We start from the raw sequence: 24,339 nt of genomic DNA on the forward strand, positions 1-24,339 counted from the left end.
CGTGGGGCGGGCCCGGCGGCGTCCGGCACGACCTCCTCAACCGCTTTCCCCCGCACATGCATTGACCTGACTAGACCACTCCTCTTAGGTTCACCGGGCAGCCGTCCAGCGCCACAACGTCGTGCGCCCGCAGGAGGTCATGCCCGTGCGCCCCACCGCCGCCCTCCCCCCGCTCCTCGCCACCGCCCTCGCCGCCGCCACGCTCACCGCGTGCGGCGGCGGTTCCGGCAGCGACCCGGACACCGTGAAGGTCTCGTTCAAGCAGTCCACGGACAACTCCGTGAAGGTGATGGACACCTATCTCGCGGACATCAAGAAGCAGTTCGAGAAGGCGAACCCCGGCAAGAAGGTGGAGTTCGTCCCCATCAAGGCCCCGGACTCGGAGTACTACACCAAGCTCCAGCAGATGCTCCGCTCCCCCAAGACCGCTCCCGACCTGGTCTACGAGGACACCTTCCTCATCAACTCGGACATCACCAGCGGGTATTTGAAGCCGCTCGACCCCTATCTCGCCAAGTGGCGGGACTGGGACCAGTTCATCGACACCGCGAAGGCCGCCGCCAAGGGCGAGGACGGCAAGACGTACGGCGTCCCGGACGGCACCGACACCCGGGGCCTGTGGTTCGACAAGGGCGTCTTCGCCAAGGCGGGCCTCCCCTCCGACTGGCAGCCGAGGACCTGGGACGACGTCCTCGACGCGGCCCGCACGATCAAGAAGAAGGTCCCCGGCGTCACCCCCCTCAACGTCTACACCGGCAAGCCCGCCGGCGAGGCCGCCACCATGCAGGGCTTCGAGATGCTGCTGTACGGCACGAACGACGGCGCCTCGGACCCGCTCTACGACAAGGCGTCCAAGAAGTGGATCACCGGCGGCAAGGGTTTCCGTGACGCCCTGGCGTTCGTGGAGACCGTCTACAAGGAGAAGCTGGGACCGGACGTCTCGGACGCCCTGGACCCCAACTTCGGCACCCGGGTGCGCGGTGAGCTGCTTCCCGAGGGCAAGCTCGGCATCGACCTCGACGGCTCCTGGCTGCCGCAGGACTGGCTGGAGGGCAGCGGGCACGAGTGGCCCGAGTGGTCCGAGAAGCTGGGCCTCGCCCCCATGCCCACCCAGAACGGGCAGGCGCCCGGCAAGGTGAGCATGTCCGGCGGCTGGACGTGGGCGATCCCCGCCAAGGCGGGCAACCCCGATCTCGCCTTCGAGTTCGTGAAGACGATGCAGACCAAGGCGAACGCGCAGAAGTGGTACATCGCCAACTCCGGCATCGCGGTCCGCAAGGACGTCGCCGCCGACCCCGCGTACGTCGACGCCCAGCCCGGCATCGAGTTCTTCACCGACCTGGTGGCCTCGACCCACTACCGGCCCGCCTACCCGGCGTACCCGAAGGTCTCCACCGCGATCCAGGAGGCGATGGAGGGCGTGACGACGGGTGACGTGTCGGTGGAGGACGCGGCGAAGGCGTACGACGAGGAGCTGAAGTCGGCGACGGACGGCCAGGTGATCGAGAAGTGAGCCACCGCTCATGAAGACCGCCACCGACCCCGGCCTCGCGAAGGGGCCGGGTCCGGCCGCCGTGCCGCCCCGCCCGGGTACCCGGCCGCGTCGCGTCCCGCTGCTGCGGGTCCTGCCGCTGGCCCCGGCGGTCGTCCTGCTGCTGCTGTTCCTGGCCGGTCCGATCGCGTACTGCGCCTACATCGCGTTCACCGACCTCCAGCTCACCGGACAGGCCGAGGACTCGTTCGTCGGCTTCGAGAACTTCACCACCGCCTTCGGCGACGACGCGTTCCTGAACGCCGTCTGGCTCACCCTGGTCTTCACGGTGATCTCGGCCCTGGTCGGCCAGAACACCCTGGGGCTGGCACTGGCGATGCTGATGCGGCGCGCCTCGAAGCCGGTGCGCACGCTGGTCGGCGGGATCGTCATCACGGCGTGGGTGCTGCCGGAGGTCGTCGCCGGATTCCTGCTGTACGCCTTCTTCCGCCGCGAGGGCACCCTGAACGCCGTACTGGACTGGCTGCGTCTGCCCACCCAGAACTGGCTGTTCACCCTCCCGATCCTCGCGGTGTCCTTCGCGAACGTCTGGCGGGGCACGGCCTTCTCGATGCTGGTGTACTCGGCGGCCCTCAACGAGATCCCGAAGGAGATCACCGAGGCCGCCGAGGTCGACGGGGCCGGCGGCCGGCGCCGGCTGTGGCACATCACGCTGCCGATGATCCGGCGCTCCATCGGCACCAACCTGATGCTCATCACCCTGCAGACGCTGTCCGTGTTCGGGCTGATCTGGGTGATGACCCGGGGCGGTCCGGGCGGCCGCAGCCAGACGCTGCCGCTGTTCATGTACGAGGAGGCGTTCCAGAAGAGCATGATCGGCTACGGCACCGCGGTCGCCCTGCTGCTGCTCGTGGTGGGCTCGCTGTTCTCGGTGGTCTATCTGCGTCTGCTGCGGACGGAGGTCTGAGCCATGCCGCGCACGCTCTCGTCCCGCAGGGCCTCGCACCGGCTGGCCGCCGACGCCGGACTGCTCGTGGTGGCCGCCGCGTTCGTGCTCCCGCTGGCCTGGGTGGTGCTGTCCGCCCTGGACCCGCACGCCGATCTGCGGGTGAAGCTCCCGGACGGACTGACCCTGGACAACTTCGACGCCGTCATGACCCCGGACATCACCTTCACCCCGCTGCTGAACAGCCTGCTGCTGTGCGGCGGCGGGACGCTGCTGACGGTGGCGTGCGCGGCGCTGGCCGCCTATCCGCTGTCGCGGTTCCGGTCCCGTTTCAACCGGCCGTTCCTGCTGACGGTCCTGTTCGCGACGAGCCTGCCGATCACCGCGATCATGGTGCCGGTGTACGCGCTGTTCGTGCAGGTGAACCTGATCGACACCGTGGAAGGCACGATCTTCTTCTTCGCCGCGTCCCAACTGCCGTTCGCCATCTGGCTGATGAAGAACTTCATGGACGGGGTGCCGAAGGAGCTGGAGGAGGCGGCCTGGACGGACGGGGCGTCGTCGCTGCAGTCGCTGGTGCGGATCGTGCTGCCGCTGATGGGGCCGGGCGTGGCGGTGGTGACCGTGTTCTCCTTCGTGATGATGTGGGGGAACTTCTTCGTCCCGTTCATGCTGCTGCTCACCCCCGACCAGATGCCGGCGGCGGTGAGCATCAACGAGTTCTTCGGCAACCGGGGCACGGTGGTCTACGGGCAGCTGGCGGCGTTCTCGATCCTCTACTCGACCCCGGTGATCCTGCTGTACGTGCTGGTGGCGCGCCGGCTGGGCGGCGGGTTCGCGCTGGGCGGGGCAGTCAAGGGGTAGCGGGCGGGGCGGGCGTCGGATTCGAGCCGCCTCCCCGGGTGCCGCGGGCGGTCCACCGTACGGCGGCGGGCCGCACTCCTCTTCGAGTTCCGGGTGTGCGCGCGACCGCGACGGGGGTGTGCCGTCGCCGGGCCCGACCCCGCACACGGGAGCGAATATGCCGCCTGAGCTTGCCGTTCCCTCGGCCCCAGCACCCGGAGGGCGGTGCGGGGCCCGGCCGCACGGCGTCTCACCGCGGGCGGCACCGCCACCCTCCAGAGACCGAACCCGCCGGTAGCCGTATCTTCATACGATCCGTGATCCTGGCCGAACAGACCGTAGTCACCGCATTCCGGCCGTCCTACGGTGTGGGCCGTGCGCCGACCGCCAGCTCAGCCGAACCAGCCGCCCCGCCGTTCCAGCCTCCGCAATCCGCCCACCCCGCCGTTCGACGCCCCGGCCGCCCGCCGTCTGAGAGCCGGCCTCAACATGGGGCCCGAGCACGTCGCCTACGGCATCCGGGTCTCCTACGGCCTCCCCCATGTCACCGGGGACCTCGTCCTCGCCTGGGAACGCGAACTCGTCGCGCCGGACAACGGCGAACTCACCGCCCTCGCGGGCGTGCTGTGGTGCTCGCCGGGCGAACTGCTCGGCAGACCCCGGACGTTGCGCGAGCACCGCGTCGCCCGGGGTCTCGCGCCCGAGGACGTGGCCCGTGCCGTCGGGCACGACCTGCACGCCTATCTGCGGATGGAGGACCACGACGACTGGCACGGCACCGACCGCCAGTCCGCCGCGCTCGCCGAGGTGCTCGGGCTGTCGCTCCCGGACTTCATCACCGTCACGGGCCGCGACGCGCGCCTGGCCGACCTGCTGCGCAGCGCGGTGACGACGCGCTGGCAGGCGTACGTCCGCCCGGTGGCCGCGATGGCACCGCTGGACCGGCGGCTGATCCAGCACGCCCTGCGGGAGCTGCACCAGGAGTACCAGGGGCAGATGACCGCCACCCTCAGCTGGGGCGCGGCCAGCGGTGACCACAGCGCGGCGGGCCGTGCGTTCCTGGACGGGATCGTGGAGCGCTTCTGGACGGCGGTGCGGGGCGGTACGCCCTGACGCCGGGTCGCGCCGCGCCCTAGAAGACCGACTCCGCCTCGTCCATGCGGTCCTTGGGGACCGTCTTCAGCTCGGTGACGGCCTCCGCGAGCGGGACCATCACGATGTCCGTGCCGCGCAGGGCCGTCATCCTGCCGAACTCGCCGCGGTGCGCGGCCTCGACGGCGTGCCAGCCGAAACGGGTGGCGAGGACGCGGTCGTACGCGGTGGGCACGCCGCCGCGCTGGACGTGGCCGAGGATGACCGGCTTGGCCTCCTTGCCGAGGCGGCGCTCCAGCTCGAAGGCGAGGGCGGTGCCGATGCCCTGGAAACGCTCGTGGCCGTACTGGTCGATCTCCCCCTTGCCGTAGTCCATGCTGCCGTCGGCGGGGTGGGCGCCCTCGGCGACGCAGATCACCGCGAACTTCTTGCCGCGGGCGAAGCGCTCCTCGACCATCTTGACGAGGTCGGCGGGGTCGAACGGGCGCTCCGGGAGGCAGATGCCGTGCGCGCCGGCCGCCATGCCGGACTCCAGGGCGATCCAGCCCGCGTGCCGCCCCATGACCTCGACGACCATGACGCGCTGGTGCGACTCGGCGGTGGTCTTCAGGCGGTCCATGGCCTCGGTGGCGACGCCGACGGCGGTGTCGAAGCCGAAGGTGCGGTCCGTCGAGGAGATGTCGTTGTCGATCGTCTTGGGCACACCGACCACCGGCAGGCCCGCGTCCGACAGCATCCGGGCGGCCGTCAGGGTGCCCTCGCCGCCGATCGGGATGAGCGCGTCGATGCCGAAGTCACGGGCGATGTCCGGGGCGTTCTCGCAGGCCTCGCGCAGCCGGGTGCGCTCCAGCCGGGACGAGCCGAGGATGGTGCCGCCGCGGGCCAGGATGCCGCTGACGGCCTCCAGGTCGAGGGTGCGGTAGTGGCCGTCGAGCAGACCCGCGAAGCCGTCCTCGAAGCCGATCACCTCGTCGCCGTAGTGGGTCACGGCCCGGTGCACGACCGACCGGATCACGGCGTTCAGGCCGGGGCAGTCGCCGCCTGCGGTGAGAACTCCGATGCGCATCGTGCTGTGTCTCCTGCTCGCTGTCGTGATGCCGGTGAGCCGATCCGATTGTTTCATGTCCCCGAGAGGCCTGTCGCTTGCGTCCGTTCCGTCACGTTTCCGCCCCGTTCCGGGCCGCGCCGAGGCCTCCCGCGCCCCGCGCGTACCCCCCGCCGCGCCCCTCATCCTGGCGGGCGCCTTAACGAGCGCCAAGGGTAGTGTCAAGAGGGTTTCACTGCCTCACCGGGTGATGTCGCGGCCCGCTGTGGGACCCGGGGACGGGCGACGGACGAGACGGCGACAGAGGAAACGGAGATCACGCGTGACGCGCAGCGTGTACGTGACCGGCATCGACCGCGGCGACGGCCGGCAGGTCGTCGAGCTGGGGGTGATGGAGCTCCTGACCCGCCAGGTCGACCGGGTCGGAGTGTTCCGGCCGCTGGTCCACCACTCCCCCGACCGCATGTTCGAACTGCTGCGCGCCCGGTACCGCCTCTCCCAGGACCCGGCGACGGTCTACGGCATGGACTACCACGAGGCGTCCGCCCTGCAGGCCGAGCGCGGCACCGACGAGCTGGTGTCCACGCTCGTCGACCGCTTCCACGCGGTCACCCGCGACTACGACGTCGTCCTGGTGCTCGGCACCGACTTCGCCGACACCCAGCTCCCGGACGAGCTGTCCCTCAACGCCCGGCTCGCCAACGAGTTCGGCGCCTCCGTCCTCCCGGTCGTCGGCGGGCGCGGGCAGACCGCCGAGTCGGTGCTCGCCGAGACGCGCAACGCCTACCGGGCATACGAGAATCTGGGCTGCGACGTGCTGGCCATGGTGGCCAACCGGGTGGCCCGCGAGGACCGGGACGAGATCGCCGAGCGGCTGGCCTCCCGGCTGCCCGTACCCTGCTACGTCCTGCCCGACGAACCCGCCCTGTCCGCGCCGACTGTGGCGCAGATCGTCCAGGCGCTGGACGCGAAGGTCCTGCTCGGCGACGACTCGGGACTCGCGCGCGACGCCCTGGACTTCGTGTTCGGCGGCGCGATGCTGCCGAACTTCCTGACCGCCCTGACGCCGGGCTGCCTGGTCGTCACGCCGGGAGACCGCGCCGACCTGGTCGTCGGCTCGCTGGCCGCGCACAGCGCGGGCACCCCGCCGATCGCCGGGGTGCTGCTCACCCTCGACGAGCGGCCGGGCGACGAGATCCTCACCCTGGCCGCGCGCCTCGCCCCCGGCACCCCGGTGCTGTCCGTGCCCGGCTACAGCTTCTCGACCGCCGAGCGGTTGTCGTCGCTGGAGGGCAAGTTGAGCGCGGCCACCCCGCGCAAGGCGGAGACCGCGCTCGGCCTGTTCGAGCGGTACGTCGACACCGGGGAGCTGGTGGGGCGGGTCTCGGCCCCGGACTCCGACCGCGTGACGCCGATGATGTTCGAGCACAAGCTGCTGGAGCAGGCCCGCTCGGACATCCGGCGCATCGTGCTGCCGGAGGGCACCGAGCCGCGCGTCCTGCAGGCCGCCGAGGTGCTGCTGCGGCGCCACGTCTGCGACCTCACCCTCCTCGGGCCGGCCGACCGCATCCGCAAGACGGCCGCCGACCTCGGCATCGACCTCGGCGACACCCAGCTGATCGACCCGGAGACCAGCGAGCTGCGCGACTCCTTCGCGGAGAAGTACGCCCGGCTCCGCGCCCACAAGGGGGTCACCGTCGAGCTGGCGTACGACGTGGTGAGCGACGTCAACTACTTCGGGACGCTGATGGTGCAGGAGGGGCTCGCCGACGGCATGGTGTCGGGGTCGGTGCACTCCACGGCCGCGACCATCCGGCCCGCCTTCGAGATCATCAAGACGCAGCCGGACGCCGGCATCGTCTCCTCGGTGTTCTTCATGTGCCTCGCCGACAGGGTGCTCGTCTACGGCGACTGCGCGGTGAACCCTGACCCGGACGCCGAGCAGCTGGCCGACATCGCCGTCCAGTCGGCGGCCACGGCCGCGCGGTTCGGGGTCGAGCCGCGGATCGCGATGCTGTCGTACTCCACGGGCACCTCGGGCTCGGGCGCCGACGTCGACAAGGTGCGCGCGGCGACCGAGCTGGTGCGCTCGCGCCGCCCCGACCTGCGGATCGAGGGCCCCATCCAGTACGACGCCGCGGTGGAGCCGTCGGTCGCCGCGACCAAGCTCCCGGAGTCCGACGTGGCCGGGCAGGCGACGGTGCTGATCTTCCCGGACCTCAACACGGGAAACAACACCTACAAGGCCGTGCAGCGCTCGGCCGGAGCCATCGCCGTCGGCCCGGTCCTGCAGGGCCTGCGCAAGCCGGTCAACGACCTGTCCCGGGGCGCCCTCGTCTCGGACATCGTCAACACCGTCGCCATCACGGCGATCCAGTCCCAGTCCCCCGCCCCGTCCTCCGAGCGGAAGGCCGCCGCCCCGTGACCGCCACCCGCGTCCTCGTCCTCAACTCCGGCTCGTCGTCGCTGAAGTACCAGCTGCTCGACATGCGCGAGCGCGCCCGGCTCGCCACGGGGCTCGTCGAGCGCATCGGCGAGCGGACCTCCCGGCTGAAGCACACCCCGCTCACGGGCGGCGGCGAGAGCCGTGAGCGCGGCGGCCCGATCGCCGACCACGACGCGGCCCTGAAAGCGGTGGCGGCCGAGCTCGCCCAGGACGGCCTAGGGCTCGACTCGCCGGAGCTGGCCGCGATCGGCCACCGGGTGGTGCACGGCGGCAAGCGATTCACCGATCCGACGGTCGTGGACGAGGCCGTGCTCGCCGAGATCGAGCGGCTCATCCCGGTGGCGCCCCTGCACAACCCGGCCAACCTCACCGGTATCCGCACGGCGCGCTCGCTGCGCCCCGACCTGCCGCAGGTCGCCGTCTTCGACACGGCCTTCCACGCCACGATGCCGGAGTCCGCCGCCCGCTACGCCATCGACGTCGAGACCGCGGACCGGCACCGCGTCCGCCGCTACGGCTTCCACGGCACCTCGCACGCGTACGTCTCGCGGGCCACCGCCGAGCTGCTGGGCAAGGCCCCCGAAGAGGTGAACGTCATCGTGCTGCACCTCGGCAACGGCGCCTCGGCGTCCGCGGTGCGGGGCGGCAGGTGCGTGGACACCTCCATGGGGCTGACGCCCTTGGAGGGACTCGTGATGGGTACGCGATCGGGTGACATCGATCCCGCCGTCATCTTCCATTTGGCGCGGGTCGCCGAAATGTCCATTGCGGAAATCGACGACCTGCTCAACAAGAAGAGCGGATTGGTCGGGCTCTGCGGCGACAACGACATGCGGGAGATCCGGCGCCGGATCGACGAGGGGGACGAGCGCGCGCAATTGGCCTTCGACGTCTACATTCACCGGTTGAAGAAGTACATAGGCGCCTATTGCGCGGTCCTCGGCCGGGTCGACGCCGTCGTGTTCACCGCCGGGGTCGGGGAGAACGCGGCACCGGTCCGCGAGGCCGCCATGGCGGGCCTGGAGCAGCTGGGCCTCGCCGTGGACCCGGAGCTGAACGCCGCGCGCGGGGGCGGGGCACGCCTGATCTCACCGGTGGGCGCGCGGGTCGCGGTCGCGGTGGTGCCGACCGACGAGGAACTGGAGATCGCGACGCAGACCTACGCTCTGGTCGTCGGGGGCGGCGACTGAGTGACGGCAACGGAGGTAAACGGCCCGGTAACACGGCTGAGCAAAGCGCAGCTCATTTGTATTTTCCACCAGACGGAATATTCCGCGGCGAAACAAACCGATAGGATCGTCCCATGCGCCGTTCGAAAATCGTTTGCACTCTCGGCCCCGCGGTCGACTCCCATGAACAGCTCGTGTCGCTGATCCAAGTCGGCATGAACGTGGCCCGCTTCAACTTCAGCCACGGCACCCACGAGGACCACCAGGGGCGGTACGAGCGCCTGCGGGCCGCCGCCGAGGAGACCGGCCGCGCCATCGGCGTGCTGGCCGACCTCCAGGGGCCGAAGATCCGTCTGGGGACCTTCGCCGAGGGCCCGGTCGAGCTGGAGCGCGGCGACGAGTTCATCATCACCACCGAGGACGTCCCGGGCAACAAGTCCATCTGCGGGACGACCTACAAGGGCCTGCCCGGTGACGTCGGCAAGGGCGACCAGATCCTCATCAACGACGGCAACGTCGAGCTGAGGGTCGTCGAGGTCGAGGGCCCGCGGGTGCGGACCATCGTCATCGAGGGCGGCGTCGTCTCCGACCACAAGGGCATCAACCTCCCGGGCGCGGCGGTGAACGTGCCGGCGCTGTCCGAGAAGGACGTCGAGGACCTGCGCTTCGCACTGCGCATGGGCTGCGACATGGTCGCCCTGTCCTTCGTGCGGGACGCCGACGACGTGCAGGACGTGCACAAGGTCATGGACGAGGTCGGCCGCCGCGTCCCGGTCATCGCCAAGGTGGAGAAGCCGCAGGCGGTCGCCAACATGGAGGACGTCGTGATGGCGTTCGACGGCGTGATGGTCGCGCGCGGCGACCTGGCCGTCGAGTACCCGCTCGAGAAGGTCCCGATCGTGCAGAAGCGCCTCATCGAGCTCTGCCGGCGCAACGCCAAGCCGGTGATCGTGGCGACCCAGATGATGGAGTCGATGATCACCAACTCCCGTCCGACCCGCGCCGAGGCCTCCGACGTGGCCAACGCGATCCTGGACGGCGCCGACGCGGTCATGCTGTCGGCGGAGTCCTCGGTCGGCGCCTACCCGATCGAGACGGTCCGGACGATGTCGAAGATCGTCACAGCGGCCGAGCAGGAACTGCTCTCGAAGGGCCTCCAGCCGCTGGTGCCGGGCAAGAAGCCCCGCACCCAGGGCGGTTCGGTCGCCCGCGCGGCCTGCGAGATCGCCGACTTCCTCGGCGGCAGGGGCCTGGTCGCCTTCACCCAGTCCGGCGACACCGCCCGCCGCCTGAGCCGCTACCGGGCGGCGCAGCAGATCATCGCGTTCACGACGGACGAGTCCACGCGCAACCAGATGACCCTCAGCTGGGGTGTCGAGCCGCACGTCGTGCCGTTCGTGAACAGCACCGACGAGATGGTCGACCTGGTCGACCAGGAGATCGTCAAGCTGGGCCTGTTCCACGAGGGCGACATCGTGGTCATCACGGCCGGCTCCCCGCCCGGGGTGCCGGGGACGACGAACATGGTGCGGGTGCACCACCTGGGCGGTCCCGTCCGGGACTGACCCCTGGACGTCTTGGAGGGCGCCCCTCGCCTTGCGGCGGGGGGCGCCCTCAGTGTTCCACGCGCTGCCAGAGCGTGTCGGTGACCAGGTGCTCCCGGAGTCCGGGAGGGTCGGCGGACTCGGCCACCGCGTCCGGTGAGGGCGAAGGGCGGGCAGGGGCGACGTCGCCCCGGACACGGCTGTGGCCCGGTCCTCGGGTGAGGACCGGGCCACAGCCGGTGTGCGGCTCCCGAACGGGCTCGTGTCGGCGTCAGGACGACGCCCGGCTCAGTCGGTCGTGAAGTTGTGCAGTCCCGGCACGTGCAGGGTGCCGCCGAACTGGGCGGCCTGCGTGACCTTGACCTTGGTGAAGTAGATCAGCGGGATGTTCAGCGGCGGCGGGTTGTCCGGGTCGAAGGTGACCGGGATCAGGCCGAGCAGGTTGCCGGAGATGCTCTCCGTGTACATCACCGTCTTGCCACCGCGGATGGTCGACGTCGAGCCCTTGGCCGCCTGCACGTGGTAGGTCTTGCCGGACTGCTTGTCGTTCACCGTCTGGTGCAGGTCACCGATGTCGGTGCCGTCGGATATGACGTACTTGAGCACCTTCTTCTTCTTGCCGCCGGCCGTCCTCACCTCGACGACGCCCTGGTAGTCGGCGCCCTTCAGCAGCAGCGAGCTGGCGTTCAGGTACCACGGGTCGTCCGGCACCGGGACGGTGTTGTCGACACCGCCCTCGTCGTCGGTGGCGACCGGGCAGCCGTCCGGGTCGGCGTCGGCGCTCTCGGACGGGCTCGGCGTGGCGGTGGCCTCGTCGGCCGTCTCCCGCACCGCGTCGGAGGGGTCCTTCGCCGCGTCGGACGCCTTGTCGCCGGCGTCCTCGCCGGTCTCCTTGACCGTGTCGGTGACCTTGTCGGTGGTCTCCTTCACGGGGTCGGACGCCGCGGAGGACTCCTTCGCGGCGGGCTCCTCGGTGCCGGACGACGCCTCCTCGGGGGCGCTCGCCGAGGGCGACGGGGTGGGGCTCGCGCTCTCGTCGGCCTTCGCACCGCCCGTGAGGATGCCCTCGACGGCGTCGCCGATGTCCTCCAGCAGGTTGCCGCCGCCCTCGGACGGCGAGGGGGACGGCGTGGCCGCCTGGCCGGACGGGGACTCGCTCGTCCTGCTCGGGGACGGCTCCGGCGCGGGCTCGGCATCGTCGGAACCTGAATCCGACGAGGACGAACCGCCCGCGGACTGCGAGGAGTCCGAGGAGCCGGAGGAGTCCGAGGGGTCGCCGGAGTCCGATGCCGAGGGGGCCGGCTCGGCCGTCTCCTCCTCGTCGGCCGACGCGCTGGCGCTCGGGGACGGGGACGCCGAGGCGTCGTCCTCCAGTGCGGCCACGCAGTCCTTGTACTCGTCGGCCGTCAGGCTGTTGGCCGTGGGCTTGGTGTCGCTGTCGGCCTGCGCGAGCGTGGGCGTGAAGCCCATGCCCATCAGGACCGCCGTCGGCATCGCCGCCAGGGCTATCGCCTTGCCCGCCGGCATGTGGAATCTGGTGAACAGCGGCTTCTTGGGCGCCGCGTGACGCGGCCCGGTTCTCACACGGGACGTGTCCACCTCAGTCCCGTGGGTCACCTCGTCAGCCGGCACTGTGCCTCCCGTTCGCCCCGTTCGCCGGGCTCGTTCCTGACAGATCGTTCGGCTCGCCCACCACGGGCTTGAGGATGGCGGTGTCGGAGTCGGCGGCACCCTCGGGTGCGTCGCCCTCGCCCGTCGCGTCCGTCTTCGCCGGAGTTGCGTCGGCGTCCCCGCCGGGCACCCACGCAACGGCCATCGCCCCGCCCACGAGGGCGAAGAGGAAGCCGATGAGGAAGCCGCCGAGGTTGGACAGCGGGATGGACACCAGTGCCAGCAGGATCGCCGCGATGCCCGCGAAGGTGCGGACATGCTTCTGGAACCAGAGCGTGAAGCCGAGGACCACGAGCAGCACACCGATGATCAGGGAGCTGGAGCCCCCCGCGGTCTGCATCGCCAGCGTCAGGTGGCCGATCTGGAGGTTCGCGTAAGGGAAGTAGGCGATGGGCAGTCCGCCGAGCATGACGAACAGACCGGCCCAGAAGGGCCGCTCACCGCGCCAGGCGCGGAAGTTGCGCCGAAATACCCGGAGGTAGTGCTCGTCATGGCCGGGCGCGGCAGGAGTCTCGGCGCTCATCGAAAACAGCTCCCTGGTACGGCATTGCTGTGGTGGTGGTGCGATGGTGATGCGGTGATGTGTCGCGGCCCTGTGGCCACTTGTGAAGAAGGCGGGCGGAGAGTGGACGGGCGGGGGCGCCATCGGCTCCCCCGCCCGTCAGAGAGTGCTTAGTAGCACTCCTTGACACCCGTCGACAGCGACATCTTCAGACCACTGAGCTTGAAGGTTCCGGCGGTGGTCGCCCACGCCGTCTGCTTCACGTTGCTCAGCGTGGCCTTGTCGGCCTGCTGGGCGAAGCCGAAGGGGTTGGCCTGCTCGCCGCCACCCTTCATGCCCGGGCCCTTGCTGGCGTCCTTGGCGGCAACACCGATGTCGATGTTCTCGAAGGTCGCGTCGGCCTCGAGGTCGGCGACGTCGATGTAGAGGTTCTTGGCCTCGACCGGCTTGCTCGGGTCCTCGCCCGCCCGCAGGATCAGGCTGACGTTCCCGAGGATCGGGATGTCGGGCGTGACCACGGACTGACACATGTTGCTGATCGTCGCGGACTTGAAACCCGAGACGGCGACGGGGTGAACCGTCTTCTTGCCGGAGAGCGTGTAGCCCTCGTCAAGGGCGCCGTACTGCGAGAAGCCCGAACCGACGAGCTTGTCGGTCGTCACCTTGAACGACTGACCGGAAACGCTGAACGACGCGGCCAGAGCGCCCTGCGCGAGGGCGACACCTATCGCTGCCGTGGCGGCGACGCTGGGCACCATCACCACAGCGAACCGCTTCCATCTGGTCCCGCCACGCACCTGGGACTCCATATTTCCTCCTTCTCGGACGTACATCTCCTGGCCCTGACTGGCACTGTCGGATCGACGGCTCAGCCGGGCAGGGATGGGAGAAGTGCTACGTCCTCGGGAAGGAGAGCGCCCGCGCTCGGTGGCGCGAGAACCGCGCCCGAATCACCGGCGATCACCCCCGAGCGACAACCACTGGTCGCGCCTGACACGCATCACGCACAACCTTGCTGGACAGGCTTCGCCTGACGGACGAAGACCCCCCTGCCCAAGAGCCGGCGCCACTGCCGCCGGCTCTGCTCGGTGGGGACCCAGGAACTCCCACGACCCGACTGGCTGGCGGGCGAAGGGAACAGGACCGAGCGTGGCCGATCGTGGTGCATTCTCGCCGCCCGCACAAGGGGCTTCGTTACTCGGTAGTAACGGCGGGATAACCGAACAACGACCCGCCGGTCTCGGTCAGCGACACAGGGTGGTCCTGGACGACCGGAAAAATCCACGAATGGGCAGACGAAAGCCGACAGAACGACGCCTGCGACTTACCCGCAGTAACGGCGGCCGCGATTACCAAGTTTTGGTAAAACGCGGCCGCCTTGATGCTCTGTCGGCCATTCCCTTCACTGCCGCACCACGGGGCGGGGACCGGAACCGGTTCCTCGCCCCGCTCGCGGCCCCCCTCAGAACAACGCGCGCGCCAGCGCCCTGCGGGCCGCCGCCACCCGCGGGTCGTCGGCGCCCACGACCTCGAACAGCTCCAGCAGCCGCAGCCGAACGGCGTCCCGGTCGTCGCCCGCCGTGCGCCCCACCGCCTCGATGAGCCGGCCGAAGGCGTCCTCGACGTGCCCGCCCACCAGGTCCAGGTCGGCGGCGGCGATCTGCGCCTGCACGTCGGCGGGCTTGTCCGCGGCGTCCTTGCGCACCTGCTGCGGGTCGAGGCCCTGCACCCGCTGGAGCAACTCGGCCTGGGCGAGCCCGAGCTTGGCCTCGCTGTTCGCCGGGTCCTCGGCCAGCACGCTCTTGTAGGCCTGGACGGCACCGGTCAGATCGCCCGCGTCCAGGGCCTGCACGGCGGCCTCCAGCAGGGCGTCGTACGGGCCGGCGGCCGGCCCGGAGGCGGCCTGGGCGCCGCCGGGCTCGGCGTCCGGGTCGACGGTGAGACCGGTGAGCCCGAAGCGCTCCTCGGCCACCGCGACGAGCTGGTCCAGCGTCTGACGGATCTGCGCCTCGCCGGCCGCGCCCTGGAAGAGGGGCAGCGCCTGGCCGGCGACGACCGCGAAGACAGCAGGGATGCCCTGCACGCCGAACTGCTGCATCAGCATCTGGTTGGCGTCGACATCGATCTTGGCGAGGAGGAAACGGCCGTTGTACTCGACGGCGAGCCGCTCCAGCAGCGGGCTGAGCTGCTTGCACGGCTCGCACCACTCGGCCCAGAAGTCGATGACGACCGGCACCTCGGCGGAGCGCTGGAGGACGTCGCGCTCGAAGCCCGCCTCGTCCACGTCGATGACGAGGTCGGCGGGTGACACGGCTCCCGGCCCGCCCTGCCGGGCGGCCTCGGCTCGCGCCTGCTCCGCCTTCGCCTTGGCCTCCTGGGCCGCCTTCACCGCGGCGAGGTCGACGACCCCGCTCATGGACATGTTCCGTGGCTGCATGCGTCTATCCTCCCCCGTTCTGCGCGCGCTGTGAAAAGCGGCAGGAAAACCGGCCTGGACCGGTGTGGTTCGACGCCGGGTCCCCACCCGCGTCAGCGTGGTCAAGCGTGGTCATCGCTTTCGCTACGAGTCGTAGCGTAATGGCAACGGGGGCCTCCGGAACACCCCCCGCCCGTGATCTCCCTCACCAGGCGCACGACATCCGCACGGATAGGGTCGAACCATGCAGAGCCAGCCCGTTCCCGCCCGCCCGGGACGCCCGCGCAGCGCCGCCGCGGACGCCGCGATCCTGGCGGCCACCCGGGAGGCACTGGTCGAGCTGGGCTGGTCGAAACTCACCCTGGGGGACGTGGCCACCCGGGCCGGGGTCGCGAAGACGACGCTCTACCGCCGCTGGGCCGGCAAACACGAACTCGTGGTGGACGCGGTCGCCGAGCTCTTCGACGCGCTGCGTCTGCCCGACCGGGGCAGCCTGGCCGCCGACATCGAGGGCGTCGTGCTCCAGTTCGCGGCGATCCTGGCCCGGCCGGAGGCGAAGAGCGGTCTGATGGCGGTCGTGGCGGAGTCCACCCGGGACGAGGCGCTGCGCGACCGTATCCGCACCTCGATCGTCGACCGGCAGAAGCGGCTGGTGCTGGAGGGCCGGGCGCGCGCCCAGGGCCGGGGGGAGCTGCCGCCGCAGTCCGACCCGGCGGAGTCGGACCGTACGGCCGACCTGATCTTCGACATGGTGGCGGGAGCCGTGGTGCACCGGACGCTGGTCAGCGGGCATCCGGCGGACGAGGAGTGGGTGCGCGGCTTCACCCAGGTGCTGCTGCTGGGACTGGCGGGAGCGGCCGCGACCGGTGACTGAGGGGCGGGGAGGACGGGCCGGCCGCCCTCCCCGCGGGGCTCAGAAGCCCGCCGGCTCGGTGTAGACGCCCCACTCGTCGCGCAGGGCGTCGCAGATCTCGCCCAGGGTCGCCTCGGCGCGTACGGCGTCCAGCATCGGCTCGATCATGTTGGCGCCGCTGCGGGCGGCGTCCAGCATCGCGTCCAGCGCGGTGCGCACGGCGGCGTCGTCGCGGGCGGCCTTGCGGCCGGCCAGCACCCGCACCTGCTCGCGCTCCACCTCGTGGCTGACCCGCAGGATCTCCAGGTCGCCGGTGACCGAGCCGGTGTGGACGTTGACGCCGACGACCTTCTTGTCGCCCTTCTCCAGGGAGCGCTGGTACTGGAAGGCGGACTCGGCGATCTCGCCGGTGAACCAGCCGTCCTCGATGCCGCGCAGGATGCCGGAGGTGATCGGCCCGATGGGGTGCTTGCCGTCCGGGTGGGCCCGCAGGCCCCGCTCCTTGATCTGCTCGAAGATCTTCTCGGCGTCGGCCTCGATCCGGTCGGTGAGCTGTTCGACGTACCAGGAGCCGCCCAGCGGGTCGGCGACGTTGCCGACGCCGGTCTCCTCCATGAGGACCTGCTGGGTGCGCAGCGCGATCTCCGCGGCCTGCTCGGAGGGCAGGGCGAGGGTCTCGTCGAGGGCGTTGGTGTGCAGCGAGTTGGTCCCGCCGAGCACGGCGGCGAGCGCCTCCACGGCGGTGCGCACCACGTTGTTGTACGGCTGCTGCGCGGTCAGCGAGACACCGGCGGTCTGGGTGTGGAAGCGCAGCCACTGGGCCTTGTCGGTCCGGGCGCCGTACACGTCCCGCATCCAGCGCGCCCAGATCCGGCGGGCGGCCCGGAACTTGGCGATCTCCTCGAAGAAGTCGACGTGCGCGTCGAAGAAGAAGGACAGGCCCGGGGCGAAGAGGTCCACGTCCAGGCCGCGGCTGAGGCCCAGCTCGACGTACCCGAAGCCGTCGGCGAGGGTGTACGCCAGCTCCTGCGCGGCCGTCGCCCCGGCCTCGCGGATGTGGTAGCCGGAGACGGACAGCGGCTTGTAGGCGGGGATGCCGGCCGCGCAGTGCTCCATCAGGTCGCCGATGAGGCGCAGGTGCGGCTCGGGCTGGAAGAGCCACTCCTTCTGCGCGATGTACTCCTTGAAGATGTCGGTCTGGAGGGTGCCGTTGAGCACGGCCGGGTCGACGCCCTGGCGCTCGGCGGCCACCAGGTACATGCAGAAGACGGGCACGGCGGGCCCGCTGATGGTCATCGACGTGGTGACGTCGCCGAGGGGGATGTCCTTGAACAGGACCTCCATGTCGGCGGCCGAGTCGATGGCGACGCCGCAGTGCCCGACCTCACCGAGGGAGCGCGGGTCGTCGGAGTCGCGGCCCATGAGCGTCGGCATGTCGAAGGCGACGGAGAGGCCGCCTCCGCCGTTGCCGAGGATCATCTTGTAGCGCTCGTTGGTCTGCTCGGCGTTGCCGAACCCGGCGAACTGCCGGATGGTCCACGTCCGCCCTCGGTAGCCCGTCGGGTACAGCCCGCGGGTGAAGGGGTACTCCCCGGGCCAGCCGATCCGCTCGAAGCCCTCGTACCTGTCTCCCGGCCGGGGCCCGTACACCGGCTCCACGGGGTCCCCGGAGAGCGTGGTGAAGTCTGCGTCGCGCTTGCGCGCGGCGTCGTACCGGGCCTGCCAGCGTCGGCGGCCCTCCTCGATGGCGTCAGCGTCCATACCCACGAATTTACTAGGACGTCCAAGTAAATGTCGATGGGAGAACCGCCGCACCCGGGGCGCGGCGGTCGTATCAGGCCTTGGCGACGGCCGGTTCCACCCCGCTGACCAGCGGTTCCACCGCGCGCGTGACCTTGCGCTCGACGAAGAAGGCGGCGAGGGGGATCGTGCCGGAGAGGAGCACCCAGAGCAGCTTGCCGAACGGCCACTTCGCCTTGGACCCGAGATCGAACGCGAAGATCAGGTAGACGATGTAGAGGAAGCCGTGGACCTGGGAGACGGCGAAGGTGACGTCCTCGCCCATGTCGAAGCCGTACTTGAACACCATGCAGGTGCACAGCACGAGCAGCATGACGGCGGTGACGTAGGCCATCACCCGGTAGCGGGTCAGGACGCTCTTCTTCATGGGAAAGAGCGTAACCATCCGTTCCGGGAGATCTCGGCCGGGGTCAGCTCTCCTCGAAGTCGTGTGCCGCGACCCGCAGCGGGCGCAGCATCGCGAAGATCTCCGCGCACTCCTCGGCGTCGTACGCGCCGAGACCGAAGTCCATCGCCATCAGGTCGCGGGTCGCCGCCTCGACGACCTGGCGGCCCTTGTCGGTGATGGAGGCGAGGGTGCCGCGCCCGTCGTTGGGGTTGGGGCGCTTGGCCACCAGGCCGGACCTGACCAGCCGGTCGACGGTGTTCGTCACCGAGGTGGGGTGCACCATCAGCCGCTCGCCGATCTTGGACATCGGCAGTTCGCCGGCCTTGGAGAAGTTCAGCAGGACCAGGGCCTCGTAGCGGGCGAACGTCAGCCCGTAGGGCTTGACCACCGCGTCGACCTCGGCGAGCAGGATCTGCTGGGCCCGCATGATCGAGGTGATGGCGGCCATGGACGGCACGCTTCCCCAGCGCTGCTTCCAGAGTTCGTCGGCGCGGGCGATGGGGTCGAAGGGAAGACTGAGCGGCTTCGGCACGCGCACGACCTTACCGGCCGGTCACATGCTGGTCAGCCCTGTCTCGCTCTTCGGTCGCACTCCCCGGCGCCCGCGCCGGCCGCTCACGCGGACGTGGTCTCCCTGACCTCGAAGACCGCCGTCCAGCGGTCGTCGTGCAGACAGGCGTTCATCGGCTCGACCAGGGCCCGGTGCGCGGAGCCGGTCCGCCAGCGCCGGACCGCCTCGAAGCTCTCCCACTCGCTGGTGAGCAGCCACTGGGCGGGGTCGTCCAGGGAGCGGCACAGCTGTTCCCCGAGATGTCCGGGGACGGCCGTCGAGCCCCGGCGGACCTCGTCGTACGACGTGACGAAGTCCGCCTCCATCCCCTCGCGCACGCGCAGCAGCCGCACCACGCGCACGCGCCCCGGGGCACCGCCCGTCATGACGGGTCGAGGACGACGGGGAGTTCGGCCAGACCGCGGAAGGCGGGGAACGGCACGGTCATCCAGCGCGCGTCCTCGGGCTTCTGAGCGAGGGCCATCCCGGGGTGCCGTGCGAAGAGCGTGCCCAGCGCGATCTGCATCTCCAGCCGGGCGAGCGGGGCGCCGACGCAGTAGTGCGGGCCGTAGCCGAAGGCGAGGTGCGTGGCCTGGACGTTCGGGCGCCGGACGTCCATCTCGTCGGGGGCGGTGAACATCTCCGGGTCGCGGTTGGCGCCGGTGATCGAGATCTGGACCAGGGCGCCCTTGGGGATGAGGGTGTCCCGGATGACCACGTCCTCCTTGGCGTAGCGGAACGTGGAGTTCTCCACGGAGGTCTCGAACCGGAAGACCTCCTCGATGGCCGCGGCCAGCGAGCTCGCGTCCCGCAGCGCCAGCTCCTTCTGCTCCGGCCGGCTGAGCAGGTGGTAGACCGCGTTCCCGATCTGGTACGCCGTCGACTTGTGCCCGGCGAAGAGCAGCACCCAGGCCGTGGAGACGAGTTCGCCGTCGGTGAGGGCGCCCTCCTGGTCCTGGGCGGTGACGAGGGCGCTGAGCAGGCCGCTGTCCGGCTCCCTGCGCTTGCGCGCGCACAGGTCCACGAGATAGTCGCGCAGATTTCCCTCGGCGATCTCCAGTTTCGCCCGCGCCTCCGGGCCGAATCCGGTCTGCGCGACGGTGGCGGACCATTCCTGAGCCTGTTTCCGCTCGTTCTGCGGAACGCCGAGGAGTTCACAGATGACGTGCAGCGGAAGGGGGAAACAGAATTCCGGGAGGAGATTCACCGTCTCGGTCGTCGGGCACGCGTCGAGCAGGTCGTCGGTGATCTGCTGGACCCGCGCCCGCAGGGATTCCACGCGCTTCGGGGTGAAGGTGCTGCCGACGATGCGCCGCAGCCGGGTGTGCTTCGGCGGGTCGGAGAAGAGCATGTTGTCGTCGAGGGCGATCGACGAGTCGCCGAAGATGCGGTGGTAGGCGTCGATGGCGCCGTACATGTCCTTGCTCAGCCGGGGGTCGGCGAGGGCGGCGCGGGCGTCGTCATAACGCGTGATGAGGTACGTCTCCACGCCGTGCGGCGGGGACAGGGGGCAGACCGGCGCCGACTCCCTGAGGGCGGCGTACACGGGGTGCGGGTCGGCGCGGAACTCCCGGCTGCACGACGACGCCGCGGCCGCCGCCTCCTGTGCCGACAGTGCCTCGGATTCCTCGGATGCGAACGCTTGCGTCATGACTGATTCCCCGGGGTTGGCGTGAATGTCCGTGGTCGAAGCCACAGTTCCCCGGGGCGCGGGACGCCGCAAACAGCGCTGCGCCATATGGGTTCGCTCGATGGAGCACGTGTGGCTCGCAGGCCGTCCTGGTAAACATCGACGACGTGAGCGGACACGAAGCGGAATCTGTACCAGTTCTCGTCGTCGGCGGTTCCCTGGTGGGTCTTTCCACTTCGGTCTTCCTGGGACGCCTCGGAATTCAGCACCTCGTCGTGGAACGGCATGCCGGGACGTCCACGCACCCGCGGGGCCGTGGCAACAACGTGCGCACGATGGAGATCTACCGGACCGCCGGCGTGGAACAGCGGATCCGCGAGGCGGCGCGCGTGCTGTCCGGCAACGACGGGATCCTCCAGGTGGACACCCTCACCGGGTCCCGGCGCCGCTGGATCATCGGGGACATCTCCGGCGGCATGGACATCTCCCGGGTGAGCTCGTCGGACTGGTGCCTGTGCAGCCAGAACGACCTGGAGCCCGTTCTGCTGGAGTACGCGCGGGAGTTGGGCGCCGACATCCGCTTCGGCTCCGAGGTGCTCTCCTTCACCCAGGACGGGGACGGCGTACGGGCCGAGATCCTGGACCGGGCGTCCGGCACGACCCGGGTGGTGCACGCCGACTACCTGGTGGCGGCCGACGGCCCGCGCAGTCCGGTGCGCACCCGCCTGCGGATCGGCCAGTCCGGGCCGGGCGAGCTGTTCCACAACGTCAGCGTCACCTTCCGCAGCCGGAAGCTGAAGGACCACGTCGGCGAGAAACGTTTCGTCGTCTGCTACGTCACCACCCCCGACGGTGAGGGCGCCCTGCTCCCGGTCGACAACCAGGAACGCTGGGTCATCCACGTCCCCTGGTATCCGGCACGGGGCGAGACCCTCGAGGACTTCACCGACGAGCGGCTCGCCGCGCACATCCGCGCCGCGGTCGGCGTCACGGACATCGACGTCGAGATCACCGGCCGGGCGCCCTGGCACGCCTCGAAACGGGTCGCGGACGCCTACGGCCAGGGACGTGTCTTCCTCGCCGGCGACTCCGCCCACGAGATGCCGCCCACCGGGGCGTTCGGCTCCAACACCGGGATCCAGGACGCCCACAACCTCGCCTGGAAGCTGGCGGCCGTGCTGCGCGGCTGGGCGGGGCCGGCGCTGCTGGACACCTACGAGCTCGAACGGCGCCCGGTGGCCCTGGCCACCGGCACCCGCGCCTGCGTCCAGGCCGCCGACGAGCAGCACCCCGGCTTCAGCCCCGCCGCGGGACGCAACGACGACCCGTCGGACCTGATGACCGTCGCCCTGTGCTACCGCTACGCCTCCCGGGCCGTCGTGGACGCCCCCGCGCAGCGCCCGGTCGTGCCCGACACCTTCGAGCTCGGCGGTGAACCGGGAAGCCGCGCGCCCCACCTGTGGGTCACCCGCGACGGCGCCCGGATCTCCAGCCTGGACCTGTACGAGCGCTCCTTCGTGCTGCTCGCCGGGTCGGGCGGGCAGAAGTGGCGGACCGCCGTGGAGAAGGCGTCGGCGAACCTGGGCGTGCCCGTCGAGGCACACCTCGTGGGCACCGGACCCGACCACGACCTGGCCCCGGAGGTGGGCGTCGACTGGGCCGAACTGCACGGCACGGCCGAGGACGGCGCGGTGCTGGTGCGGCCCGACGGCTTCGTCGCCTGGCGGGCCGACGCGCCGATGCCGGACGCCGACCGGGTGCTGACGAACGTGCTGCAGAGCATCCTCTGCCGCGACTGATCCGCGCTTGCCTGCGCTGTACCAACCCAACGAGGACCGAGGACGGTGCCATGCCCCCTCTCGCCGGACGTATCGACGTCCACCACCACTTCACCGCCCCGGCCTGGCTGGACTGGGCGGAGCGACGCGGCGTCGTCGACCGGGAGAGACTGCCCTGGTGGACCCGCTGGGACCGCGACGCGGCCCTGGAGATCATGGACAAGACGGGCATCGGCACCGCGGTGATGACCGTGGCCATGCTCGGCCGGTTCCAGGAGCGTGCCGAGCGGCAGGAGAGCGCCCGGGTCGCGCTGCGGGCGGCGGCCGACGTCGTCGAGGCCGACCCGAAGCGCTTCGCCTTCTTCACCCCGGTCTTCCTGGACGACCTGGAGCTGTCCTCCTGGAGCGTGCGGCACGGCCTCGACGAGCTCGGGGCGGTCGGGGTGAGCACCCGGACCAGCATGGGCGGGGTCTTCCTCGGCGACCCGGCGCACGACCGGCTGCTGCGGGAGCTGGACGAGCGCTCCGCGGTCGTCAGCACGCACCCCATGGAGGTGCCGGCCGGCAAGGACGGCAACGGTGGGCTGCCCGGGATGCCGCCCTTCGTGTGCGACTTCCTGATGGACACGACCCGCGCGGCCGTGAACCTCATCCGCAACGGCACGCTGGACCGCTACCCGAACCTGAGCTTCATCCTGCCGCACGGCGGCGGCTTCCTCCCCTACATGGCCACCCGGCTGGAGCTGTTCGGCGGTTCCGTGGAGCCGGGCATCGAGCCGGAGCGGGTCCGTGACTACCTGCACCGCTTCTACTTCGACACGGCCGGGCCGATGTCGCCGTCGGCGACGCCGACGCTGATGGCCACCGTCGACCCGGACCGCATCCTCTTCGGCACCGACTGGCCGCCCACGCCCGCCCACGTCATCGCCGACCGGGTGACCCCGGCCCTGGACAGCGACCCGTTCCTGTCCGGGGAGCAGCTCCAGCGCATCAACCGGGACAACGCGCTGCGCCTGATGCCGGCGCTCGACCGGTCGTAGCCGGTCGTAGCCGGACCACGGCGGAGGTGAAAGGCCGCCGCCCGCACTCGGGGGGTGCGGGCGGCGGCCTTCGTCGTGGGGGCCGTCAGTCCTTGCGCCACTGGTAGAAGCAGCGGGCCATGGCGTCCTTAGGGCTCCGCCAGGTCTGCGGGTCGTAGGGGCTGACGAACGCCTCGAGCCGGCGGCTGATGTCGACGAACTCGGGGTGCCCGGTCACCTTCGCGATGGCGGGGGCCGGGTCCTGCTCGGCCTCGATGAAATGCATGTAGACGTCGCCGAACTGGAACAGCGAGCGCTGGGTGACGCCCACGAGATGGGGCAGTTCACCGCGGTCGGAGTCGGCGAAGACACCGGCGATGTCCTTGGCCGCGCCCGGCTCCATGCGGGCGACGATCAGCGCGTGGTGCATGCCGCCTCCACACGGTCGCGGATGAGGGCCATCTGGATGGGCGAGTTGCGGTTGATGATCTCCGTCATCCCGGCGTCGTCCACGGGGGCGTCGGGCTTCATCGCGAAGTCCTGCGTCCAGTGCATCCGGGTGCCGTCCGGGGTCTCCTCGTACTCCCACACGATGTTCATGTAGGCGAAGGGACCGGTCTCGATCCGGCGGGCGCGCACGACGAGCTTCTCGCGGTCGGCGACGCGCTCGGAGACCCAGCTCCAGACCTTGCCGTTCTCGTCGGGGTGCATGGTGAGGCGGAACCTCACCGTGTCGCCCTCGCGGGACAGCACCTCGCAGGAGGCGTACTCGCTGAACAGCTCGGGCCAGCGCTCCAGGTCGTTCGTCATGTTCCAGACGAGGTCGACGGGAGCGGCGATCATGATCTCGTTCTCGGTGTGCCCGGCCATGTCAGGCTCCCGTCGCGAGCGAGCCGTTGACCAGGTCGAGGAAGGCGCGCGGGCTCTTGCAGCGCTCGGCGTCGGTGGGCAGCGCCCGGCCGTGGCGGTTCTCCAGCTCGCCCACGATGCCGAGCAGGCCGAGCGAGTCCAGCCCGAACTCGGCGAACGGGGTGTCCGCCCTGCGCTCCAGCTCGTGCGCGTCGACGGTCACACCGGCGGCCTGCTTCATGAGTGTCGCCAGTTCCTTGAAGGTCACCTGGGTCACTTGCGTGGTCATAGACGTTCTCCTTGTCG

At 70.5% G+C, this 24,339-nt stretch carries 23 protein-coding genes; 10 read left to right on the plus strand and 13 right to left on the minus strand.

Features of this window, described 5'->3' with window-relative positions; all coding sequences use genetic code 11:
- The first annotated feature begins 139 nt into the window (after positions 1–139).
- From ACFRAC_RS26065 to ACFRAC_RS26080, 4 genes are all read left to right on the plus strand, one after another.
- The gene (locus ACFRAC_RS26065) at positions 140–1,513 is read left to right on the plus strand and encodes an extracellular solute-binding protein (RefSeq protein ID WP_382929747.1); all 1,374 of its coding nucleotides are present in this window, start codon (positions 140–142) and stop codon (positions 1,511–1,513) included.
- A 10-nt stretch (positions 1,514–1,523) separates the two neighbouring features.
- Complete coding sequence (locus ACFRAC_RS26070) at positions 1,524–2,459, plus strand: carbohydrate ABC transporter permease (protein ID WP_382929766.1); 936 nt, start codon at positions 1,524–1,526, stop codon at positions 2,457–2,459.
- Positions 2,460–2,462: 3 nt separating this feature from the next.
- Complete coding sequence (locus ACFRAC_RS26075; protein WP_382929783.1) at positions 2,463–3,302, plus strand: carbohydrate ABC transporter permease; 840 nt, start codon at positions 2,463–2,465, stop codon at positions 3,300–3,302.
- A 354-nt stretch (positions 3,303–3,656) separates the two neighbouring features.
- Positions 3,657–4,394 (plus strand): XRE family transcriptional regulator, encoded by a 738-nt coding sequence (locus ACFRAC_RS26080; protein ID WP_382929793.1) that lies wholly within the window; start codon positions 3,657–3,659, stop codon positions 4,392–4,394.
- Between the two features lie 19 nt (positions 4,395–4,413).
- On the opposite strand, the gene ACFRAC_RS26085 is transcribed toward ACFRAC_RS26080, so the two are convergent.
- Positions 4,414–5,439 (minus strand): ATP-dependent 6-phosphofructokinase, encoded by a 1,026-nt coding sequence (locus ACFRAC_RS26085; RefSeq protein ID WP_382929803.1) that lies wholly within the window; start codon positions 5,437–5,439, stop codon positions 4,414–4,416.
- Between the two features lie 301 nt (positions 5,440–5,740).
- Between ACFRAC_RS26085 and pta the strand changes: the two genes are divergently transcribed.
- The 3 genes from pta to pyk all read left to right on the plus strand — a co-directional run bounded on the left by pta (position 5,741) and on the right by pyk (position 10,598).
- Positions 5,741–7,843 carry a phosphate acetyltransferase gene (gene pta, locus ACFRAC_RS26090; protein WP_382929808.1) on the plus strand — a complete coding sequence of 701 codons (2,103 nt, stop codon included), beginning with the start codon at positions 5,741–5,743 and terminating at the stop codon, positions 7,841–7,843.
- Positions 7,840–9,054, plus strand: a complete 1,215-nt coding sequence (locus tag ACFRAC_RS26095; RefSeq protein WP_382929818.1) for an acetate kinase — start codon at positions 7,840–7,842, stop codon at positions 9,052–9,054. The genes pta and ACFRAC_RS26095 overlap by 4 nt, the downstream gene beginning before the upstream one ends.
- Before the next feature lie 113 nt (positions 9,055–9,167).
- Positions 9,168–10,598, plus strand: coding sequence for a pyruvate kinase (pyk, locus tag ACFRAC_RS26100; protein ID WP_382929825.1), 1,431 nt, complete (start codon positions 9,168–9,170; stop codon positions 10,596–10,598).
- 267 nt (positions 10,599–10,865) lie between these two features.
- Here pyk and ACFRAC_RS26105 read toward each other — a convergent pair whose 3' ends face one another.
- The 4 genes from ACFRAC_RS26105 to ACFRAC_RS26120 all read right to left on the minus strand — a co-directional run bounded on the left by ACFRAC_RS26105 (position 10,866) and on the right by ACFRAC_RS26120 (position 15,187).
- Positions 10,866–12,209 carry a hypothetical protein gene (locus tag ACFRAC_RS26105; RefSeq protein ID WP_382929831.1) on the minus strand — a complete coding sequence of 448 codons (1,344 nt, stop codon included), beginning with the start codon at positions 12,207–12,209 and terminating at the stop codon, positions 10,866–10,868.
- Complete coding sequence (locus ACFRAC_RS26110) at positions 12,199–12,771, minus strand: DUF6114 domain-containing protein (RefSeq protein ID WP_382929840.1); 573 nt, start codon at positions 12,769–12,771, stop codon at positions 12,199–12,201. The genes ACFRAC_RS26105 and ACFRAC_RS26110 overlap by 11 nt, the downstream gene beginning before the upstream one ends.
- Before the next feature lie 149 nt (positions 12,772–12,920).
- Positions 12,921–13,559 (minus strand): DUF6230 family protein, encoded by a 639-nt coding sequence (locus tag ACFRAC_RS26115; RefSeq protein WP_382929848.1) that lies wholly within the window; start codon positions 13,557–13,559, stop codon positions 12,921–12,923.
- Positions 13,560–14,212: 653 nt separating this feature from the next.
- The gene (locus ACFRAC_RS26120) at positions 14,213–15,187 is read right to left on the minus strand and encodes a tetratricopeptide repeat protein (protein ID WP_382929855.1); all 975 of its coding nucleotides are present in this window, start codon (positions 15,185–15,187) and stop codon (positions 14,213–14,215) included.
- Between the two features lie 223 nt (positions 15,188–15,410).
- On the opposite strand from ACFRAC_RS26120, the gene ACFRAC_RS26125 reads away from it, so the two are divergent.
- A complete protein-coding gene (locus ACFRAC_RS26125) occupies positions 15,411–16,040 on the plus strand; it encodes a TetR/AcrR family transcriptional regulator (protein WP_382929867.1) in 630 nt (209 codons plus the stop codon).
- A 39-nt stretch (positions 16,041–16,079) separates the two neighbouring features.
- On the opposite strand, the gene ACFRAC_RS26130 is transcribed toward ACFRAC_RS26125, so the two are convergent.
- The 5 genes from ACFRAC_RS26130 to ACFRAC_RS26150 form a co-directional block, all read right to left on the minus strand.
- Positions 16,080–17,780, minus strand: coding sequence for a methylmalonyl-CoA mutase (locus ACFRAC_RS26130; protein WP_382929884.1), 1,701 nt, complete (start codon positions 17,778–17,780; stop codon positions 16,080–16,082).
- Between the two features lie 73 nt (positions 17,781–17,853).
- Positions 17,854–18,186, minus strand: a complete 333-nt coding sequence (locus ACFRAC_RS26135; RefSeq protein WP_382929895.1) for a DUF3817 domain-containing protein — start codon at positions 18,184–18,186, stop codon at positions 17,854–17,856.
- Between the two features lie 43 nt (positions 18,187–18,229).
- A complete protein-coding gene (locus ACFRAC_RS26140; protein WP_382929902.1) occupies positions 18,230–18,739 on the minus strand; it encodes a MarR family winged helix-turn-helix transcriptional regulator in 510 nt (169 codons plus the stop codon).
- Positions 18,740–18,822: 83 nt separating this feature from the next.
- Positions 18,823–19,143, minus strand: coding sequence for an antibiotic biosynthesis monooxygenase family protein (locus ACFRAC_RS26145; protein ID WP_382929922.1), 321 nt, complete (start codon positions 19,141–19,143; stop codon positions 18,823–18,825).
- Positions 19,140–20,408: a cytochrome P450 gene (locus ACFRAC_RS26150; RefSeq protein ID WP_382929940.1), complete on the minus strand. Its 1,269-nt coding sequence runs from the start codon at positions 20,406–20,408 to the stop codon at positions 19,140–19,142. Before ACFRAC_RS26150 ends, ACFRAC_RS26145 begins: the two co-directional genes overlap by 4 nt.
- A gap of 146 nt (positions 20,409–20,554) precedes the next feature.
- On the opposite strand from ACFRAC_RS26150, the gene ACFRAC_RS26155 reads away from it, so the two are divergent.
- Together ACFRAC_RS26155 and ACFRAC_RS26160 are read left to right on the plus strand one after the other, a co-directional pair.
- A complete protein-coding gene (locus tag ACFRAC_RS26155) occupies positions 20,555–22,186 on the plus strand; it encodes an FAD-dependent oxidoreductase (RefSeq protein ID WP_382929947.1) in 1,632 nt (543 codons plus the stop codon).
- Positions 22,187–22,236: 50 nt separating this feature from the next.
- Positions 22,237–23,205 (plus strand): amidohydrolase family protein, encoded by a 969-nt coding sequence (locus tag ACFRAC_RS26160; RefSeq protein WP_382929960.1) that lies wholly within the window; start codon positions 22,237–22,239, stop codon positions 23,203–23,205.
- An 85-nt stretch (positions 23,206–23,290) separates the two neighbouring features.
- Here the strand turns inward: ACFRAC_RS26160 and ACFRAC_RS26165 are convergent, their stop codons facing one another.
- From ACFRAC_RS26165 to ACFRAC_RS26175, 3 genes are read right to left on the minus strand one after another with little or no spacing between them, the layout of a single operon-like run.
- Positions 23,291–23,614, minus strand: a complete 324-nt coding sequence (locus ACFRAC_RS26165) for a TcmI family type II polyketide cyclase (protein ID WP_382929969.1) — start codon at positions 23,612–23,614, stop codon at positions 23,291–23,293.
- Positions 23,599–24,054, minus strand: coding sequence for an SRPBCC family protein (locus tag ACFRAC_RS26170; protein WP_382929980.1), 456 nt, complete (start codon positions 24,052–24,054; stop codon positions 23,599–23,601). The genes ACFRAC_RS26165 and ACFRAC_RS26170 overlap by 16 nt, the downstream gene beginning before the upstream one ends.
- Before the next feature lies 1 nt (position 24,055).
- Positions 24,056–24,322, minus strand: coding sequence for an acyl carrier protein (locus ACFRAC_RS26175; protein WP_382929992.1), 267 nt, complete (start codon positions 24,320–24,322; stop codon positions 24,056–24,058).
- Between the last annotated feature and the right edge of the window lie 17 nt (positions 24,323–24,339).

This window comes from Streptomyces sp. NPDC056628 (assembly GCF_042792555.1).
Lineage (GTDB): Bacteria > Actinomycetota > Actinomycetes > Streptomycetales > Streptomycetaceae > Streptomyces.